Annotated in this window: 13 protein-coding genes; 11 read left to right on the top strand and 2 right to left on the bottom strand. The window is 42.1% G+C overall.

Annotated elements, in window-relative coordinates; all coding sequences use genetic code 11:
* Positions 1-51: 51 nt before the first annotated feature.
* From GR160_RS06315 to rhaM, 7 genes are all read left to right on the top strand, one after another.
* A complete protein-coding gene (locus GR160_RS06315; RefSeq protein ID WP_237421176.1) occupies positions 52-1959 on the top strand; it encodes a rhamnogalacturonan lyase in 1908 nt (635 codons plus the stop codon).
* Positions 1960-2008: 49 nt separating this feature from the next.
* Positions 2009-2794, top strand: coding sequence for a rhamnogalacturonan acetylesterase (locus tag GR160_RS06310; RefSeq protein ID WP_160749022.1), 786 nt, complete (start codon positions 2009-2011; stop codon positions 2792-2794).
* 145 nt (positions 2795-2939) lie between these two features.
* A complete protein-coding gene (locus GR160_RS06305) occupies positions 2940-4445 on the top strand; it encodes a glycoside hydrolase family 43 protein (protein WP_202390734.1) in 1506 nt (501 codons plus the stop codon).
* Positions 4446-4455: 10 nt separating this feature from the next.
* Positions 4456-6528, top strand: a complete 2073-nt coding sequence (locus tag GR160_RS06300; RefSeq protein ID WP_160749020.1) for a beta-galactosidase — start codon at positions 4456-4458, stop codon at positions 6526-6528.
* A 141-nt stretch (positions 6529-6669) separates the two neighbouring features.
* The gene (locus GR160_RS06295) at positions 6670-7830 is read left to right on the top strand and encodes a glycoside hydrolase family 88 protein (RefSeq protein ID WP_160749019.1); all 1161 of its coding nucleotides are present in this window, start codon (positions 6670-6672) and stop codon (positions 7828-7830) included.
* Between the two features lie 98 nt (positions 7831-7928).
* On the top strand, positions 7929-10388 hold the full coding sequence (locus GR160_RS06290) for a glycoside hydrolase N-terminal domain-containing protein (RefSeq protein WP_160749018.1): 2460 nt from the start codon (positions 7929-7931) through the stop codon (positions 10386-10388).
* A gap of 16 nt (positions 10389-10404) precedes the next feature.
* Entirely contained in the window at positions 10405-10719 is a 315-nt protein-coding gene (gene rhaM / locus GR160_RS06285) for an L-rhamnose mutarotase (protein ID WP_160749017.1), read from the top strand.
* A gap of 90 nt (positions 10720-10809) precedes the next feature.
* On the opposite strand, the gene GR160_RS06280 is transcribed toward rhaM, so the two are convergent.
* Complete coding sequence (locus GR160_RS06280) at positions 10810-11709, bottom strand: LysR family transcriptional regulator (RefSeq protein ID WP_160749016.1); 900 nt, start codon at positions 11707-11709, stop codon at positions 10810-10812.
* Between the two features lie 126 nt (positions 11710-11835).
* On the opposite strand from GR160_RS06280, the gene GR160_RS06275 reads away from it, so the two are divergent.
* Positions 11836-12393 (top strand): hypothetical protein, encoded by a 558-nt coding sequence (locus GR160_RS06275; protein ID WP_160749015.1) that lies wholly within the window; start codon positions 11836-11838, stop codon positions 12391-12393.
* An 88-nt stretch (positions 12394-12481) separates the two neighbouring features.
* Here the strand turns inward: GR160_RS06275 and GR160_RS06270 are convergent, their stop codons facing one another.
* Positions 12482-13669, bottom strand: coding sequence for a DUF4861 family protein (locus GR160_RS06270; RefSeq protein WP_160749014.1), 1188 nt, complete (start codon positions 13667-13669; stop codon positions 12482-12484).
* Positions 13670-13878: 209 nt separating this feature from the next.
* Here GR160_RS06270 and GR160_RS06265 point away from each other — a divergent pair, with 209 nt between their 5' ends.
* From GR160_RS06265 to GR160_RS06255, 3 genes are read left to right on the top strand one after another with little or no spacing between them, the layout of a single operon-like run.
* Positions 13879-15321 carry a family 43 glycosylhydrolase gene (locus GR160_RS06265; protein WP_160749013.1) on the top strand — a complete coding sequence of 481 codons (1443 nt, stop codon included), beginning with the start codon at positions 13879-13881 and terminating at the stop codon, positions 15319-15321.
* A gap of 27 nt (positions 15322-15348) precedes the next feature.
* Positions 15349-16704: a glycoside hydrolase family 28 protein gene (locus GR160_RS06260; protein ID WP_160749012.1), complete on the top strand. Its 1356-nt coding sequence runs from the start codon at positions 15349-15351 to the stop codon at positions 16702-16704.
* A 52-nt stretch (positions 16705-16756) separates the two neighbouring features.
* The gene (locus GR160_RS06255) at positions 16757-19471 is read left to right on the top strand and encodes a family 78 glycoside hydrolase catalytic domain (protein ID WP_160749011.1); all 2715 of its coding nucleotides are present in this window, start codon (positions 16757-16759) and stop codon (positions 19469-19471) included.
* Positions 19472-19507: the final 36 nt, after the last annotated feature.

The raw sequence follows: 19507 nt of genomic DNA, 5'->3' as shown, positions 1-19507 counted from the left end.
TAATTCATCCTGTACCGTCAATCTAAAAACAATAACTTAAACAACATTAAAATGGCAAAAAGTTTACCTTGTTTACTAAATCGATTTCGAGATGTGTCATGTGCAGCGATGCTGTTCTTTGGCGCCACAGGAAGCCTTATGGCACAGCAGCAAATGGAATATTTAAACAGAGGTGTCTCGGCAACCCACAGTAGTAACGGAGTTTTCGTAAGTTGGAGATTGCTGGGTACTGACGATGCCAAAACAGCTTTTAATGTTTATAAAGTTACCAATGGTAAAGAAGTGAAACTAAACTCGAAGCCGTTAACAAAAGGTACTAATTTCTTAGATGCTAAAGCCGATAAAAATAAGCCTAATACCTATGTGGTAAAAGCTTTAGAAGGTAAAAAAGAATTACCATCTAAAGATTCATTTACACTTAAACCCGGGGATGTGCCTTATTTGTCAATACCCTTAAAAACACCGGAAGGTTATGCACCGGGAGATGCATCGGTTGGAGATCTTGATGGCGATGGCGAATATGAAATTATATTGCACCAAACGGGTAAAGCTCATGATAACAGCCATGATGGTCCAACAGACGACCCGATATTTCAGGCTTATAAATTAGATGGTACATTATTGTGGACAATTAATTTAGGGAAAAATATTCGCGAAGGCGCACACTATACTCAGTTTATGGTATATGACCTTGATGGTGATGGTAAGGCAGAAATTGCTATGAAGACTGCCGACGGTACTAAAGACGGAAAAGGTAAAGTAATAGGCGACGCTTCTAAAGACTGGCGAAACGAAAAAGGGCATATACTTTTGGGGCCTGAATATTTAACCGTTTTTGACGGACTTACAGGTGCCGAAATACACACGGTAAAATATGAGGTGCCACGTCATCCGGATACTGAAAACCCTACACAGGAACAACTTAAAGAAATATGGGGAGATGGTAATGGTAACCGCAGCGACCGCTTTTTAGCTGCAGTTGCCTATTTAGACGGAAAAAAACCGAGCCTTGTAATGGCAAGGGGCTACTACACCCGTACTGCGATTGCTGCTTACGATTTTAAAGATAAGAAACTAAGCCTGCGCTGGTTGTTTGATAGCGACAGTTCTGAAGAAAATAGAAAATACAGAGGGCAGGGAAATCATAACCTATCTGTTACCGATGTAGATAACGATGGTAAAGATGAAATTGTGTATGGTGCCATGACGTTAGACGACAATGGCAAAGGATTGAACAGTACAGGTTTTGGCCATGGCGATGCTTTGCATGTGGGTGATTTGGACCCGACACATCCGGGGATAGAGATATTTGACATCCAGGAACGTTTTGACGATGCCGGTATGCACTTTAGAGATGGTGCTACAGGCGAGGTGCTTTGGAAAAAACCTTCTCTTTCTAAGGCAGATAAAGGCCAGGGGCCAGGACGCGGCCTTGCGTTAAATATAGATCCGCGTTATCCGGGTTCAGAATGTTGGGCTACCAGTGCAGGTATGAGCGGTATGTTCGACTGTAAAGGTAACAGGATATCTGAAACGGCACCCGCCTGCAATTTTGGTATTTACTGGGATGGAGACATGCTTAGCGAAATACTTAACAGTACTGTAATAGACAAATGGGATTATATAAACGGTAAAAGCAACACTATTTTTGATGCCGCTAATTACGACTGTGTTAGTAACAACGGAACAAAATCGACACCAGTATTATCGGTAGATCTTTTTGGTGACTGGCGTGAAGAAGTAATTTACAGGACAAAAGATAACAACGAACTACGTATTTTCAGTACATCTATACCTACAGACCACAGACTGTACACACTAATGCACAATCCACAATACAGGCTTAGCATTGCGTGGCAAAATGTGGCATACAATCAGCCACCTCATGCCAGTTTCTATATGGACGAAAAAATGCCTGAAGTGCCTAAACCAAATATTACTATTGTAAAAGGTAAGTAAGCAGAAAGTTTAAAAGTCGTAAAGAGAAAAAGGATTAATAGCAATAAATATGAGATTAAAAAACATCTTTGCCATAATAGCATTAACATTTGTCGCGATAACAGGAATGTCATTTGTGGCGCAGAAAACCAAACCCACATTATACATCATTGGCGACTCTACAGTAAAGAATGGTTCGGGCAAAGGCTCTGATTCGCTTTGGGGTTGGGGCAGCCATATGGGCAGTTTTTTAGATACCTTAAAGATAGACATTCAAAACCATGCCATGGGTGGGCGCAGCAGCCGCACTTTTTTAACGGAAGGGCGTTGGGAAAAGGTATTGCAAACGCTTAAAAAAGGCGATTATGTAATGATACAGTTTGGCCATAATGATGGCGGCCCACTGGATGATGAAGCCCGCGCACGCGGAACCATTCAGGGTACGGGTACCGATAGCACAGAGATATACAATCCCATACGCAAAGTAAAAGAGGTGGTGCACACTTATGGCTGGTACATGACGAAGTATGTAAAAGAGGCCAAAGCAAAAGGTGCCACGGTTGTTATCTGTTCGCCTATACCGCGCTCTGATTTTGATGATAAGGGTAAGATGAAAAAAGATAAGTATGCCGTCTGGGCTAAAGAGGTAGCTACAAAAACGGGAGCATCTTTCATTCCGTTAAACGACCTTGTGATAGCCGAATATGAAAAAATAGGCGAGGCAGCCACAAAAAAATATTTCCCTAAAGACCATACGCATACTAATGGCCCGGGCGCATTGCTTAATGCTAAGATAATTGCCGGTGCCATTAAAAAAGATAAGGTTGCGGGATTGGATAAGTATCTTAAAAAATAATTGGGGTTATTAAAGAATGCGCAACAATACAAACAGGTCTGCTAACAGCTTAAAGTGCAATAAACACATATGTGTTTTTGTGTTTGCCTTGTTTGTATTTTTTTGCGCAACAGCGCAGGAACCCCCTAAGAATTTTCAAAATCCCGTGCTTCCCGGTTTTAATCCTGACCCTTCCGTATGCAGGGTGGGAGATGATTATTATTTGGTAACATCGTCTTTTGTGTGGTTTCCGGGCATACCGGTTTATCATAGCAAAGACCTTGTAAACTGGGAGCTTATAGGCCATGGGATTACCCGCAGCAGCCAGGCAGATTTCACAGGTCTTAAAGATAAAGACGGCATTTGGGCGGTTACCATAAGGCACCACGACGGACTTTTTTACCTTATAACAACCTGTTCCGGTTGCGGGGGCAATTTTTATATTACGGCTAAAGACCCTGCCGGCCCATGGTCTGACCCTGTGTGGCTTAAAGATGCACCGGGCATAGACCCCTCATTGTTTTGGGATACTGATGGTAAATGCTACTATACAGGTAATACCTGGGACTTTAAAAAGTCGTGGCCCGGTCAGTGTGCCATATGGGGACAGGAACTCGACCTGTCTCAAAAGAAATTGGTGGGCGAAAGAAAAATCCTTACCTATGGGCATGCCAATAATGCCAGCTATACAGAGTCTCCGCATCTGTATAAAATAAAAGACAAATACCTGTTGCTTACTGCCGAAGGAGGTACAGATACCTACCATTCGGTAACGGCGCACCATTCTGAAACAGTAATGGGCACCTATACATCCGATAAAATAAACCCGGTGTTGTCGCACAGGCAACTGGGCAAAGAATATCCTATACAGGCCGTAGGGCATGCCGATATTGTGCAGACGCAAAACGGAGACTGGTGGGGTGTTGCACTGGGCAAGAGGCTGGTCGGGAAAGAAACACCGCTTTCGCGGGAAACCTTTTTGTGTAAAGTAGCTTTTGAAGAGGGTACGCCCGTTTTTAATCCCGGATATGGCCGGGTATTGAACGAACAGGAACGCCCAAACCTGTCTTGGACACCGGTAAAACCAGTACTTGGCAGGGATGATTTTGAGGGTAAAGTACTTGGTTTAAAATGGTATTTTATACGCACACCTAAAGAAAATAACTATGAGTTTTCTAAAGGTAGTTTAATGCTTAAGCTTAAGCCTGAAACTGCCGACAGTTTAGTCAGTCCTTCTCTCATCATCCAAAAAATTAAACATCATAATTTTAGTGCGATAACTAAACTAAATTTTAGTACAAAAAAGGGTAATGAGCAGGCAGGCATAATCCTTTACCGCAATTCTGAAAGCTACTATATGTTGCTCAAAGAAAAAGCAGGTATTGTGCTGATTAAGAAAGATAACGGCAAGAAAGAAATTGTGGCAAAAATGCCACATACGGGTTCAGATGTTTATTTAGGTGTTGTTGCCGATGGTTTAAAACTGAGTTTCAGTGCGGGGAGTTCAGAAAATTCGATGCAGCCTGTTGGGGGTGTGCAGGATATAAACGTGCTCTCTGATAGCCCTGTAAATAAATTTAACGGCACAGGTGTGGGCATGTATGCCACGGCTAACAGTGCTAAGAGCAGCAACGGTGCTGCTTTCGACTGGTTTGAGTATAAAACATTATAAATGCAATTTTATGAAAAGCATTATTAAAAGGTATAAGGTAGTAGCCGTTTTGATTTCCTTGCTTTGGGCGTTACCCTCTAACGCACAATATAAGTTTGACAAACCGCTATATGGTGCGGCATACTACAGCGAATACACTCCCACAGACCGCCTTGACAAAGATGTGGAGATGATGAAAGAAAGCGGTGTAAGCGTGGTGCGCATTGGCGAATCATCATGGGGGATTTTTGAATCCAGTGAGGGGAACTTCCAATTTGAATGGATGGACCGTATTGTAAACAAGTTTGAAAAGGCGGGCATAAAAGTAATTTTCGGCACGCCCACTTACAGTATCCCGGCATGGATGGCAAAGGCCTACCCGGAAGTGCTTTCGGTAAAGGTCGAAGGAGAGAAGAGCTACTACGGTATACGCCAGAATATGGACTTTTACAACGCAAAGTACCGCTTTTTCTGCGAGCGCATAATTCGCAAACTAATGGAGCGATATGCCAAAAATCCTAATGTTATAGGCTTTCAGTTAGATAATGAGCTTATAGCGCGCGGGGTAAATAATAAAGACTATTTTGAGGGCTACAAAGCTTATGTGAAAGATAAATTTAAGGGCGACCTGAAACTGCTTAACAAAGAATGGGGCTTAAACTATTGGGGTATGAATATTAATACCTGGGATGAGTTTTATGAGCGCGACGGCGTAACCAACCCAAGTTATAAACTGGAATGGGAACGCTGGAACCGTAAGGCACTTGCCGATTTTTTAAACTGGCAGGCAGATATTGTTAAGGAATACAAGCGCAAAGACCAGTTTATGACGCACTGTTTTATGCCCCGCTTTTATGATATAGACCATGTGGAATCGTTCAGACAGATGGACTATCCTGCCATAAATGTTTACAATAAAGTGCAGGATAAGCAGGATGGGCGCTACATAGCCTATGCGGGCGATTACATGCGTACCGTTGCTAAAGGCAATTACCTTATTACTGAAACCAACGCCAACGGTATAGGCTGGGATTTAAAAAGTTACTACCCGCCTTATGATGGGCAATTGCGCCAAAACCTGTACAGTCACTTGGCCAGTGGTGCTAATATGGTAGAGTACTGGCATTGGGCAACGCTTCATTACGGGCAGGAAACCTACTGGAGCGGGCTTTTGGGTCACGACCAGGAGCCTAACCGTGTGTATAACGAATTTGCCAAATCTTCAAAGGAACTGAATAAAATAGGCGATAAACTGGTAAACCTTAAAAAGCAAAATAAGGCCGCGTTGCTGTTTAGCCACGATTCTTACTATGGCATTGGTTTCATGCCTTTTTCTAACGACGACCATTATGAGTTTATAAAAAAACTGTATCAGTCGCTGTATGACCAAAACATTGAGGCAGATGTTATTCCGTGCGACCTGATGTCTGATTTCAGCCAGTACAAACTGCTTATCATACCGCCGCTTTATGTGGCAACAGATGCACTGCTGCAAAAAATAGATGCGTTTGTAAAGGATGGGGGCGAGGTGGTAATGCTGTTTAAAAGCGGCTACTGCAATGAGTATAATGCCGTGCGTGCCATGAAAGCACCCGGGCCGTTGCGCAAAGCCTGCGGCTTTTACTATCAGGAATACTCTACCATAGACAAACTGGACTTTAAGGACAATGAATTTGGCGTTACCAAAGCTGCCGCTAATTCATGGTTTGAATTCCTGGTGCCCGAAACGGCAAAGGTATTGGCTACTGTAAACCATCCGTTCTTTGGCAAATGGGCTACCGTAACCGAGAATGCCTATGGCAAAGGTAACCTGGTTTATATAGGCACAGTACCGTCGGACGAGTTGCTTTACAAAATCGTAAAAAAATCGGCACAAAGGGCCGGGGTGCTGCCGCTAAACGGGCAATACACATTTCCTGTAATATTGAGGGAGGGCACTAATGATAAAGGTAAAAAAATACATTACCTGTTTAATTACAGTGCCGAACCTAAACAGGTTGCTTACCCTTACGGTAAGGCTAAATCGCTGCTGGATGGGCGCAGCATCAATAAAAACGACAATTTGGAAATACCTGCCTGGGGTGTTGTTATTACCGAAGAATAAGGTATAGCAGGACACAGCAGGATAATTTTTATTACAGATTTACTAATTTTCGGATTCTTTTTAAATCAATGCTGAAAATTTTACCGTTTGAGGGCATTTATTTTTTGCGAACTAACGGTTAATGTTGAACACAAATTAAATATGAAATACAAATCACTATTAAGTTTATTTATTGCAGGTGTTTTTTTAACGGCCTGCGGTTCTCAAAAGGGCGCGGTGGCGTCTGACAAGAAAATTCCGGCGAAGGCCGATGTGTTAGATGCAATGCGCAAAACCAATGCTTACTTTATGCAAAAATGGCCCGACCCGGGAGCACCTACCTTTGGCGGTGGCAAGGAAAGGACCAGTAATTTATGGACAAGGGCTGTATATTATGAAGGGCTTATGGCCATGTATGCTGTAGACCCTAAGAAAGAATATTATGATTATGCCGTGCTGTGGGGCGAGCGCCATAAATGGGGGTTGCGCAGCGGTGTGCAAACACGCCATGCAGATAACCATTGTGCAGGGCAAACGTACATTGATCTGTATGTAATGGACGGGAAGAAAAATCCGGAAAGAGTTAAGGATATTAAAGAGTCGATAGACAGAATGATGGCTACGGACAAAATTGATGATTGGGATTGGATCGATGCATTGCAAATGTGTATGCCTGTCTATGCTAAGTTGGGAGTACTCTATAATGATCCGAAATATTTTGAACGCAACTATCAAATGTATGCCTACACAAAATATAAACATGGTGCTAATGGGCTTTACAATCCGGAAGATAAACTTTGGTGGAGGGATGGTGATTTTGATCCGCCTTACAAAGAACCTAATGGACAGGATTGCTACTGGAGCCGTGGAGACGGTTGGGTAGTGGCTGCCCTTGTGCGCACTATGGATATTACTCCAAAATCGGATCCACATTATAAAGAATATTTACAGGATTATAAAGACCTGCTTTCGGCATTGCCTCCGCTTCAGCGTGAAGACGGTTTATGGAATGTAAGCCTTCATGATCCAACACATTTTGGTGGTAAAGAAATGACAGGCACTGCGCTGTTCGTTTATGGCATGGCCTATGGTATAAACAACAACCTTATAGACAGGGATACTTATCTTCCGGTACTTTTAAAGGCATGGGATGCCATGATAAAAGACTGTGTACAGCCAAACGGTTTCCTTGGCTGGGTGCAGGGCACAGGTAAAGAGCCAAAAGACGGTCAGCCGCTATCAGTTTCTAAAGAACCTGATTTTGAAGATTATGGCCTTGGTTGCTTTTTGCTGGCAGGAAGCGAGGTTTACAAACTGAAATAGGAATTTAAATTTCGTTATTTATTTTTAAGAATGCAGTATATTGGTAATTGAATTAATTTTTAGTTACCAATATTTTTTTAATTGTAAATCACCTTATTATGCTGAAGATATACAGCTCGTTCTTTTTATTTTTTTGTTTTTCTGTTGTTTACTCCCAGCAGGAACTCAAACTTCATTATGATAAACCTGCAGTAGAATGGACAGAAGCACTTCCTGTAGGTAACGGAAGGCTTGGGGCTATGGTTTTTGGTCGTGCGGGCGAAGAACTGATACAGTTAAACGAGGCAACACTATGGAGTGGCGGCCCTGTTTCCAAAAATATCAACCCTTCGGCTTTTGAATCTTTGGCACTCACCAGGGCTGCTCTTGAAGCTGGAGATTATAAAAAAGCATATGAGCTAACTAAAAATATGCAGGGGCTGTATAGCGAGAGCTATTTGCCGTTGGGCGACCTTAGCCTGAAACAGGAGTTTGGTAACAGCACACCAACACAATACTATCGTGACCTGAATATTGCCAACGGGGTTGCCACTACATCTTTTGTTGTTAATGGTATAAAATATAAGCGCGAAATATTTGCATCGGCACCGGGAGAAGCCATTGTTGTAAGGCTTAGTGCTGATAAGCCCAAAGCACTTTCATTAGCTGTAGGCACTAACAGCCAATTGCCGTTTAAAAATTCGGTACAGCAAAATATGCTGGTTTTAAAAGGTAAGGCTCCATCTCATGCCGATCCTAACTATGTAAAGTACAATCCGGAGCCTATTATTTATGAAGATGCTGCGGGCTGTCGTGGCATGCGCTTTGAACTCATTGTAAAACCTATAGTTAAAGACGGTACAGTTACTACTACGGAAAAAGGAATCGTTATTAAAGATGCAACAGATGTTGTGTTGATAATCTCTGCTGCCACGAGCTTTAATGGCTTTGATAAATGCCCCGATAGCGAAGGAAAAGATGAGCATCAACTGGCACTTGTAGGTATTCAAAAAAACGATGGTAAAAACTTTGACGATCTTTTAAAAGAACACACAAAAGATTTTCAGCATTTTTTTAACAGGGTATCTTTAAGCCTTAACAAAGGTGATATCGATAAATCTTCGATAACTACCGATAAAAGACTGGAAGAATATACTGCCGGACAAAAAGACCCACAGCTTGAAGCATTGTTTTTTCAGTATGGACGTTATTTATTAATATCATCTTCGCGTACTAAAGATGCACCGGCGAACCTGCAGGGCATTTGGAATAATAAACTCCGTGCACCCTGGAGCAGCAACTATACTACAAACATCAATGTGCAGATGAACTACTGGCCGGTAGAAACAGCTAACCTGTCGGAACTGTTCTTTCCGCTGGATGGGCTAATAAAAAACCTTGCGGTTACCGGAGCAGAGACAGCCAAAAGTTTTTATCATGCCAAGGGATGGGTGGTGCATCATAACTCAGATATATGGGCTACAAGCAATCCCGTTGGAGAACTTGGCAAAGGCGACCCCAAATGGGCTAACTGGTATATGGGAGCCAACTGGCTTAGCAGGCATTTATGGGAACACTATCAATATACCGGAGATAAAGAATATCTTAAAGAAATTTATCCTATACTTAAAGGGGCGGTTGAGTTTAGCTTAGACTGGTTGCAACAAGATAAAGAAGGGAGATTGGTTACTATGCCATCGACCTCTCCGGAGAATGATTTCTATTATGGAGATAAACAAAAAGGTATAGTGTCTGTAGCAACAACTATGGATATGGGTATTATAAAAGACCTTTTTGCTAATACTATACAGGCATCAGAAATTTTAAATACCGATGCAGATTTTAGGCAAACACTGCAAAAGGCTAATGAAAAACTGTTTCCGTTCCAAATAGGCAGCAAGGGACAATTGCAGGAATGGTACAAAGATTTTGAAGATGTAGACCCACATCACAGGCATACTTCCCACTTATACGCATTGCATCCTGCAAACATTATATCGCCTTTAAAAACTCCGGAGCTTGCCAACGCCGCAAGAAAAACTTTAGAATTGCGCGGAGATGACGGCACAGGCTGGAGCCTTGCCTGGAAGGTAAACATGTGGGCAAGATTGTTAGATGGCAACCATGCCTATACATTATTCAGGAACCAGTTGCGTTTGACTAAAGACAATGATCCCGCCTTTAAAGGACACGGGGGTGCTTATCCAAACCTTTTCGATGCACACCCTCCTTTTCAGATAGATGGCAATTTTGCAGGCACGGCAGGTGTTATAGAAATGCTTATGCAAAGCCAGAATAACGAAATACATTTGTTGCCTGCCTTGCCCGATGCGTGGAAAGAGGGCGCAATTAAAGGTATAGTAGCCAAAGGCAACTTTACTGTTGATATTGAGTGGAATGGCAATAAACTAACACAAGCTGTTATTACTTCTAACATAGGTGGAACATGTACTGTTCGCAATGCACAACCTTTCAGTGTAAAAGGAGTAAAAGCGAAAAGCAAAAAAACAGCTATAGGCTATACCATTACTTTTGAAACTATGAAGGGAAAAACCTATAAAGTTTTGCCTGCTAAATAAAATAAACCAATAAATTATGAAAAGAATAGCATCTAAAATGCAACTGCATAAGGGCTTCGAAGCCGAATATAAAAAACGGCATAATGAAATTTGGCCTGAGCTGGCACAGCTTTTAGCCGAAACCGGGGTTAGCGATTATTATATTTTTCTTGATGAAACCACTAATAGCCTTTTTGCTACATTGGTTGTAAGTGATGAAGAGAAACTGGATGACCTGCCATCGCATCCTGTAATGCAAAAATGGTGGGCCTATATGAAAGATATTATGGAGAGTAACCCAGATAATTCTCCTGTAAGCATACCACTTAAAGAGGTATTTTTCCTTCCATAATATTTTAATATTTGACTTCTATTCCAAAGCCGGATTCAATTTAATTGAATCCGGCTTTGGAATTTTTATAGCAAATCGATATATAAGCGGCTAATCGAACCGCTCACGAAACATTTTGCATTGTTGCTGAACACATTCGTAGAACGATATTAGGGCTTTTTTGCGGTAAACTTCTTTAGGAAAGGCAATGGTGGCTTCCCGCATCATGGTCTTTCCTTCGAGGGGAATGGCTTTTAGTTCAGGATAACCAAATAAAGAACTGTTCATTAAAATAGTGCTCCACTGTTGGGTATTGGTAAGCTCTAAAAGGCTATGTATATCGTTGGTCTCTATTTTTATATTTAGTTTCAGTGCGTTTTTACAAAGTATGTTATCTAATGAGATCCGAATGCTATAACCTGACGATGGAAGTGCTAAAGGCAGGGTTGTTATTTTTTGTAATGATATTTTGTTTAGGTTAGACCAAGAATGCGAACGATGAACAATAAGGGAAAGCCTGGAACTGAAAAGTGCTGTGATTTCCAATAGTTCGTTTTTGGATGATACCGGAAGGAACGACAGCATGCAGTCAATTTGGTAAAGGCTGATCTTTTGCAACAGGTCATCAGTAGAGCCAAATACGATTTGGATTTGTATATCCGGAAACTCCTTACCAAATTCAGCCAGTGTGCTGATCAATAATTCGGTCATTCCATAAGTAGCCCCAATGCAAACGCTCCCGGTTTTCTGGTTGTCGAGATCCCTTAAAACCAGTAGGCCTTCCTCTGAGGTACGGATTGTTTTTCTTGCATGATCAAGAAACAGCTTGCCCGCTTCGGTGAGTTTTACCCTTTTTCCAATACGGTCAAATAGTTGTGACTTTAATTTGGTTTCTAACTCTTTTATTTGGTGTGAAAGTGTGCTTTGGGTAATAAACAATTCATCGGCTGCTTTTGTAAAGTTTAAAAGCTCTGCTGCGCGCACAAAATATTTTAACTGACGTAGTTCCATGGAATGTTTGTTTAATGTAAAGATAAGCCTAAATCGAAATTATCGATTATTTTTATCTAAATATATCATTTTTACAATTAATAAATAGTGCAGAACTTTACATTGTTAATTTTAAAAACAAAAATCATGGAAATTTTACAAACACCTCAAAATGCATTGTCTGCATCTGTTGTTTCTGCTGTTATCAATGCTCCAATTGAAAAAGTAAATATTGCAGACTGGCTTTTTAATTTACCTGATGAAGAATATCAACGTTGCTCTGTAAATCACATCGCTGCCGGAATTACATCAAATTTTGACGGACAGCTTATGTCTATTAATGTTGAATATGTAGGCTCGGCATTGGTCATCCAGCATTATGTGGCTACAGAATCCCGGGCAGATTATTGCCGTATGTTATCAGTTTCAGATACTATTACCGCAGCAGGGCGCTCTAAAGTTCAGGTGCTTTGGGAACTGAAAGCTGATAAAATTGATGATAATACTACGTTGTATACCAATAGTATTCATGCAACTGCCACACCGGAGTTTTTAGAATTTATAAAAGCCAACAACATAACTTTAGAGCAGGCCGCCAAAGCAAGACAGGATGCTTCTGATGCGCACAACCATGAGGAAACTCCTAATTTTGCAAAAAGTATAGAGAATAAAGCGTTAACCAAAAAATACAATCAGCCTTTTTAAATGTTAATCAGTGTTATTTACGGACAAACAAAAAAGGGATGACTGCACTAATGCAATCATCCCTTTTTTTTGCTGAGTTCAGAAAATCTTATTTTACTGTAATTACCAATGGGCTTGCTACAATTTCTGCTTGTTTTTTAAGCAGGGCGTTCCATTCGGTTTCGTTGGTTGCCTGTCCTGCCTTTGCCCATGCAAAACCTGCATAATAAACTGCTTTACCAGTTGGCTTTAAAAGTGCAATTACATTGCTTTGGTCTTTGGTCTTGCTTTTGTTTATAAAGGCTTTTTGTATAGTGCCTGGTACAGCTACAATACCCTCTCCAATATAAACACCGTCTATTTTTTCGTGGTGGGCCACAATACCTTTTTCTGTAAACAGTTCGGCTTTACCTTCGTTATTGTGCAGTGTAATTCCGGTTGCAAAGTTGGGTAGTTGTTTTTTAGAACTGTAAGTAATTTCAAATTTAGAGAAATTAGTGTTTAGATCTAACGATATACGTTTGGTTTCTTTAACGCCATAGTTACTATACGGGGCATAATCAAGCTCGAAAACCGTGCGCAACGGACCTGTTGCAATAGTTTTATAGCTAATAAAATTTTTAGAAACCAACAGGCTGTCATTTTCCCAAACTCCTGTACCGCCGGTTCCGCGACTTGCACCTACGTGATAAGGGTCATAGCCTTCGCCACGGTCTTTGTGGTAGAACATTGGGTCTGTTAAATAACCTTTATACCATTCATTGATTACAGACTTAGAGGTGCGTTTCAACCAAATGTCTATACCACTGCTCAAAGTACCGTTTTCGCGCTTTTGTTCGGTGCGTTGTTGTGCATCAGGGCCATAGGTTCTAAAGGCAACTTTGTCGTTCTCCCATGTATAGTCGTCGGTACGCTCAGGAACAAAACGTGAGTAGGTAGTAAGCTTACTTTCTGCTGCGGGTGCACCTGGTATGTTTACAAGTATATATTTTGCAGAGCCTTTTGCTTTTACATTGGCCATAAATAAAAGTTCGTCACTCTTTTTATCTCCGTCATAATCTATCCATTGCAAAGGCTCGTTTTGGCCTGTAATGGCATTTTTTATGTGTATGTCGGCTTCCTTTTTACCTTTCATAAAACCGCTAAGGCTTTTGCTGTTTAAGGCAACTACTTCGTTACGGTCGAAACCAACATTGTTTTTAACAGTAACAGATATGCTCTCCTGAGCCGAAAGAGTTGTTAATCCAAAAGATGCTACCGTAAAAATGGCAGCCCAATTTGTTTTTAATTGTTTCATAAATTAAATGCAATTGATTTATTATAAACGTAAATATAGCAAACGTTATAGTATTTGAAGAAGTATTGATGTTATTTTCAAAAATAAAAGTTAGCCATGGGCATTGTGTCCTGTGCTGTCCTGTAATAAATGCAGGATAGACCATGACGGTTACCTAAAACGTAATAGTTATATTTGTTTGATACCTTACTTCATAATCTCTAATAAAAATGCCCGATACAAAATTAGCGGTCAGAAAAAATATAAAATCCTTAAAAATAATTATTGCAATTATTTTTCTCTCGACTAATGTTTTCATTACATCAGCACAAAAAGTTGTAACGGTTCGCGGTATAGTTTCGGGTGTTTCGTGGTTCGATCAAAATGGCGATCCTGTAAGCGCGCACGGAGCCAATATTATAAAAGATAACGGGAAATACTATCTTTTTGGCGAAAAGCATTATGATGATAATCCTGCATTTGCAGGTTTTAACTGCTATTCGTCGGATGATCTTTATAACTGGAAGTTTGAAAGCACAGCCCTGCCTGTACAAAAAAGCGGCAAGCTTGGCCCTAACCGCATTGGCGAACGCCCAAAGGTTTTAAAATGCCCTAAAACCGGAGAGTACATTATGCTTATGCATGCCGATACCCTTACCTATAAAGACCAGTTTACGGGCTATGCCACGGCTAAGAAAATTACGGGACCTTATGAGTTTAAAGGCCCGATATTATTTAACGGCAAACCCATTCGCAAATGGGATATGGGAACCTTTCAGGATGATGACGGTTCGGCTTATCTTATAATACACAGTGGGCTGCTGTATAAACTGAGCGACGATTATAAAAGTATAGCCGAAGAGGTAGTGGATAATAAATGGCACGGCAGCGAATCGCCTACGATTTTTAAAAAGGAAGGGGTTTACTTCTGGCTGGCATCTGACCTAACGAGTTGGGAGCGTAACGATAATTTTTATTATACCGCAGCATCGCTTAAAGGGCCGTGGACGTATGGCGGCAACGTTGCCCCGAAAGGCACGCTTACCTGGAACTCGCAATGCAGCTTTGTGTTGCCCGTAACCGGAACACAGCAAACTACTTATATGTATATGGGAGACCGATGGTCATTCCCGTATCAGGCATCGGCGGCAACCTATGTGTGGCAGCCGTTGCATGTAAATAACACAGTGCTTTCAATACCTGAATATCAGGAGGCTTGGCAGCTTGATACTAAAACGGGTATAGCGACTGAATTAAAAATTACAGGTAAAACATTAAATAACGAAGATAAAAGCATTGCTTACAAAGGAGAATGGAAAACTACTGATGGAGAATTTGCATCGGCACGATCCAACTCTAAGGGCGATAACTTCTCTGTGAAATTTACTGGCACGCAGATTGGGTTTTATGGTATAGCAAACCCTGTGGGCGGCTATGCCGATGTGGTGGTGACAGATAGCAAAGGCAAAGCAGTAGCCTCTGCCATTGTAGATGCCTACAGTAAATACGAAGTGAAGTCGCTGTTGTTTTTAACACCTCTGCTTAAAAAAGGCAACTACATCCTAACGGTTACTGTGCGCGGCCACCACAGCAAATGGAGCGACAAGCGAAAATCAAATTACGGCAGTACCGACGATTTCATATCGCTGCACAGCATAATTATTAAAGAATAAGGGCTTTATGCCTTAAGATATATACATATGAAGAAAATTTTATGTTCGGTTTTAGTCTTTGCTTCGCTAACCGGCGCTTTTGCACAAAAGATAGCTTCTGTAACCACAAAGGTTAAGGCTCCGTTTGGTACGGTGACGGTTACCAGCCCGGATTTTAAAAAGGCCAAAAAGTTTGTTATAACTGATTTTGGTGCTGTACCAGGCGATAAGCAAAAAAACTCGCAGGCCATTGCGCAGGCCATTGCCAAAGCCAATGAGCAGGGTGGGGGCATTGTAGTAGTACCTAAAGGCGAATGGCTAACCGGTAAGGTGCACCTTAAAAGCAATGTAAACCTGCAGCTTGATAAAGATGCGGTGCTGCTGTTTAGCGAAGACCCTAACGATTACCTGCCTGCCGTACACAGCACCTGGGAGGGCATGGAGTGTTATAACTATTCGCCACTGGTGTATGCCTACAAATGCGAGAATGTTGCCATAACCGGCGAAGGCGAGCTTAAGGCAAAAATGGAGGTGTGGAAAGAATGGTTCTCGCGCCCCAAGCCACACATGGAAAGCATAAAGAAACTGTACACTGATGCGTTTAATTACGTTCCGGTGGAGCAGCGCCAAATGGTAAACGATACAGCCCACCTGCGCCCGCAATTTATACAGTTTAACCGTTGCGAGAATGTTTTGATGCAGGGCGTTAAGGTTACCAACAGCCCGTTCTGGACCATACACCCCTACCTGTGTAAAAATGTGGTGCTTCGTGATTTAAAAGTATATGCACACGGGCATAATAACGATGGGGTAGACCCCGAAATGAGCCAGAACGTGCTTATAGAAAACTGTGTTTTTGATCAGGGCGATGATGCTATTGCCATAAAATCAGGGCGCAACCCTGAGGGCTGGCGTTTAAAAACTCCGTCTAAAAATATAGTAATGCGTAACTGTACGGTTAAAAACGGCCACCAACTTGTGGCGATAGGGAGTGAGCTTTCGGGCGGGATAGAAAATGTATTTATAGACAACTGTCAGGTGCTGGATGGTGCAAAGCTATTCCACCTGTTGTTTATAAAAACCAACGAGCGCATGGGCGGCTATGTAAAGAACATTTATATGAGCAATGTGAAATCGGGCAAGATAGACCTGGGCATACTGGGCATAGAAACCGATGTGCTTTACCAATGGAAAAACCTGGTGCCTACCGTGATTAAAAAACTTACCCCTATAGAGAGTGTATATCTTGAGAATGTAACCGCCACTGATGTTAAGTTTGTGTCGCGCATACTGGGGCAAAAAGAACTTCCTGTAAAAAACATCAGCCTTAAAAATGTAAACGCCACTACCATTGCCGAGAAAAAAGATATACACGAAAATGTGGTAAACTTTACCTCAAAATAAATCAGCCTTATACTAATAGTGCTGCATTAGGTTAGCACATAATCAAATTAAAATGAGATTACCAATATTACTGTTCAGCATACTGTTTTTGCAATCGGTGCACCTGCGTGCTGCAAACCCCACAGCCCCAAATAATTTAAGGGCAAGCGATAAAGTACAGCCCGTGGGTACTGATGATAAACCTTTTTTTGGGTGGTACGTACAGGATGTTGATGCTAACGAAATCCAATCGGCCTACCAAGTTGTAGTGGCATCGTCTGAAAATTTACTTACTCCCGAAAAAGCCGACCTTTGGGACAGCAAAAAGGTAAATTCGCGCCAGCAAAACTATGTGTATTTTGGAGGCAAGGCATTGGCTCCTGCCACTCGATATTACTGGAAAGTGCGCACGTGGGATAAAGACGGCAATGTAAGCCCGTGGTCGGCAGCATCATATTTTGATACCGGGCTTTTTACCGCAAAAGACTGGAACGGGGCCGTGTGGATAAAGCGCGACACTAAAGACGCTAACGATTATACCTATTATCGCAAAACCATAAAAGCAGGTGCCAAGCCCGTAAAAAGGGCAACGGTTTACCTTACGGCATTTCATAACTATGAGCTGTTTATAGACGGTAAGCTGATAGGCAAAGGCCCCGGCTATCATTACCCGCAATATGCCTACTATAACGCTTATGATGTTACTTCTGCCGTAAAAGCGCAAAGCACTTTTGCTGCTATGACACACTGGTATGGCGGCGGGCAGGGCAGGGCTAAGGGCGACCGCGGTTTTTTGCTTAAGCTTATTGTAGAATATAAAGACGGTACAAAGGCTGTTTTTGGTACAGATAATACATGGAAGCATAAAGCTGTTGAGGCTTATGACCCGAACAGTAAAGGCCGTAACCCGGGCGAGGGAATTGGTTACATAGATGTAATAGATAGCCGCAAAATTATAACCGACTGGAACAGCCCGAAATTTAATGATAAAGACTGGCAGCCTGCCACCGTGCTTGGGGCGCATCCGACAGAGCCTTTTACAGGAGAATTGCAGCCTGACCTTACACGTTCTAAAGAAACAAAGATACAGGTGGCTTCTATAAAAAGCCTGGGTAAAAACTCTTACTTAATAGACCTTGGTAAAGTGTATGCCGGTATGCCCGAGATTGTTTTTGAAGGTGGCAAAGCCGGAGATACCGTAAGTATGCAGGGTGGTTTTGTACTGAAAGATGACGGTACAGTAAACCCTAAAATAAACCAGAGCACTAATATGTCTTACTTTTTTGTACTGAACGGTAAGAAAGCAACCTTCAGGCCGGAGCTGTATTTGGGCTACCGCTATTTGCAGGTTAATAATTCGCCTGTATCGCTTACAAAGGCTAATACAGCATTTGTTACAAGATACTTTGAATTACAACCCGAAAAGGCAAACTTTACATCGTCTGATAAAATGCTGAACCAGGTGTGGGATATGATGATACATTCTTTAACGCTTGGCGCACAGGAAGGTTTTGTAGATACACCCACGCGCGAAAAAGGCGAGTTCCTTGGTGATGCGTTCAGCCAAGGTGTGGCCTCTATGCTAAGTATGGGCGAGCGTTCGCTTAACCACAGGATGCTGCTTGAGTTTATAGATTCACAAGACCAATATTGGCCTGACGGGCGCATGAATGCCGTGTACCCTAATAACGACGGCAAGCGCGATATACCTGATTTTACACAGCAATATTTAATGTGGGCATGGGACTATTATATTCAAACGGGTAACCTGCAATTTCTTAAAGACAATTATGCCAAGATTAAAAAGGTGGCGACCTATGTGGATGCTTATACGAATGTTAAAACCGGGCTTATCCATAACCTTGCAGGTGGCAAAGGTCCTTATGAGTATGGCATTATAGACTGGCCTGCTACCATGCGTTACGGTTATGATATGACTGCCGAAGCACGTACGGTAATAAACGCCTACGCCTATACTGATTTTATCATCATTTCTAAAATAGCTGAAGTTATCGGCAATACTGCCGATGTTGCCCTGTTTAAAGGCAAAGCCGATGCCATTAAAACGGCATTCAACAAATATTTTATTAATGCGCAGGGTGTGTATGCCGACGGGCTTCTGGCTGATGGCAGTTTAAGTACGCACGTGTCGCAGCATGCCAATATGTTTCCGCTTGCGGTGGGACTGGTGCCGCAGGCTAACATAAAAGCAGCGGTGAATGCAGTAAAGGAACGTAAAATGAGTGCAGGTATGGTTACGGTGCGTTTCCTTACTGAAGCTCTGGGCGAAAATGCCGAGGCTGCCCACTTGTTAGAGCTGTACACCAACCCTCAGTGGGACGGCTGGGCGCAAACCATCTCCAAAGGCGGGACTGCTACCTGGGAGGCCTGGGATGCATTGGAGACCAACCAGAGTATGTGCCACCCGTGGGGTACTGCGGGACTTAGCGGTATTCAACGCTATGTTTTAGGGATTAAGGCAGTGCAGCCGCAGTATGACCTTATAGAGGTTAAGCCGCTTGATTTTAAAGGTAAGCTTACACACGCTTCGGGTAAAGTAAATACCGATAAAGGTGTAATAGACCTTGCCTGGAAACAGGATGCTAAAAAGTATGAGCTTACGCTGACATCTCCTGTAAATGTAACCGCTGAGGTTTATATACCAAAAGGCACATCGGCATCTGCAAAATTAAAAGTAGACGGCAAAGAAGTTACTGCCACTGTAAAAGGTAATTACCTTGTAGTGGAAAATGTGGGCTCAGGTATACATACTTTTGTGAGGGAGTAATCTTTTAAACCTGCAAGGTTTTTAACCTTGCAGGTT

The sequence above is a fragment of the Flavobacterium sp. Sd200 genome (assembly GCF_009826935.1).
Classification (GTDB): Bacteria; Bacteroidota; Bacteroidia; order Flavobacteriales; family Flavobacteriaceae; genus Flavobacterium.
This window is presented reverse-complemented; position numbering and strand designations above follow the sequence as displayed.

Bases quoted from the DNA above. Each gene is read 5' to 3' on its own strand.
- GR160_RS06300 (WP_160749020.1), top strand. From the start codon at position 4,456: ATGAAAAGCATTATTAAAAGGTATAAGGTAGTAGCCGTTTTGATTTCC.
- GR160_RS06310 (WP_160749022.1), top strand. From the start codon at position 2,009: ATGAGATTAAAAAACATCTTTGCCATAATAGCATTAACATTTGTCGCG.
- GR160_RS06255 (WP_160749011.1), top strand. From the start codon at position 16,757: ATGAGATTACCAATATTACTGTTCAGCATACTGTTTTTGCAATCGGTG.
- GR160_RS06290 (WP_160749018.1), top strand. From the start codon at position 7,929: ATGCTGAAGATATACAGCTCGTTCTTTTTATTTTTTTGTTTTTCTGTT.
- GR160_RS06315 (WP_237421176.1), top strand. From the start codon at position 52: ATGGCAAAAAGTTTACCTTGTTTACTAAATCGATTTCGAGATGTGTCA.
- GR160_RS06280 (WP_160749016.1), bottom strand. From the start codon at position 11,709: ATGGAACTACGTCAGTTAAAATATTTTGTGCGCGCAGCAGAGCTTTTA.
- GR160_RS06265 (WP_160749013.1), top strand. From the start codon at position 13,879: ATGCCCGATACAAAATTAGCGGTCAGAAAAAATATAAAATCCTTAAAA.
- GR160_RS06295 (WP_160749019.1), top strand. From the start codon at position 6,670: ATGAAATACAAATCACTATTAAGTTTATTTATTGCAGGTGTTTTTTTA.
- GR160_RS06260 (WP_160749012.1), top strand. From the start codon at position 15,349: ATGAAGAAAATTTTATGTTCGGTTTTAGTCTTTGCTTCGCTAACCGGC.
- GR160_RS06270 (WP_160749014.1), bottom strand. From the start codon at position 13,669: ATGAAACAATTAAAAACAAATTGGGCTGCCATTTTTACGGTAGCATCT.
- GR160_RS06275 (WP_160749015.1), top strand. From the start codon at position 11,836: ATGGAAATTTTACAAACACCTCAAAATGCATTGTCTGCATCTGTTGTT.
- rhaM (WP_160749017.1), top strand. From the start codon at position 10,405: ATGAAAAGAATAGCATCTAAAATGCAACTGCATAAGGGCTTCGAAGCC.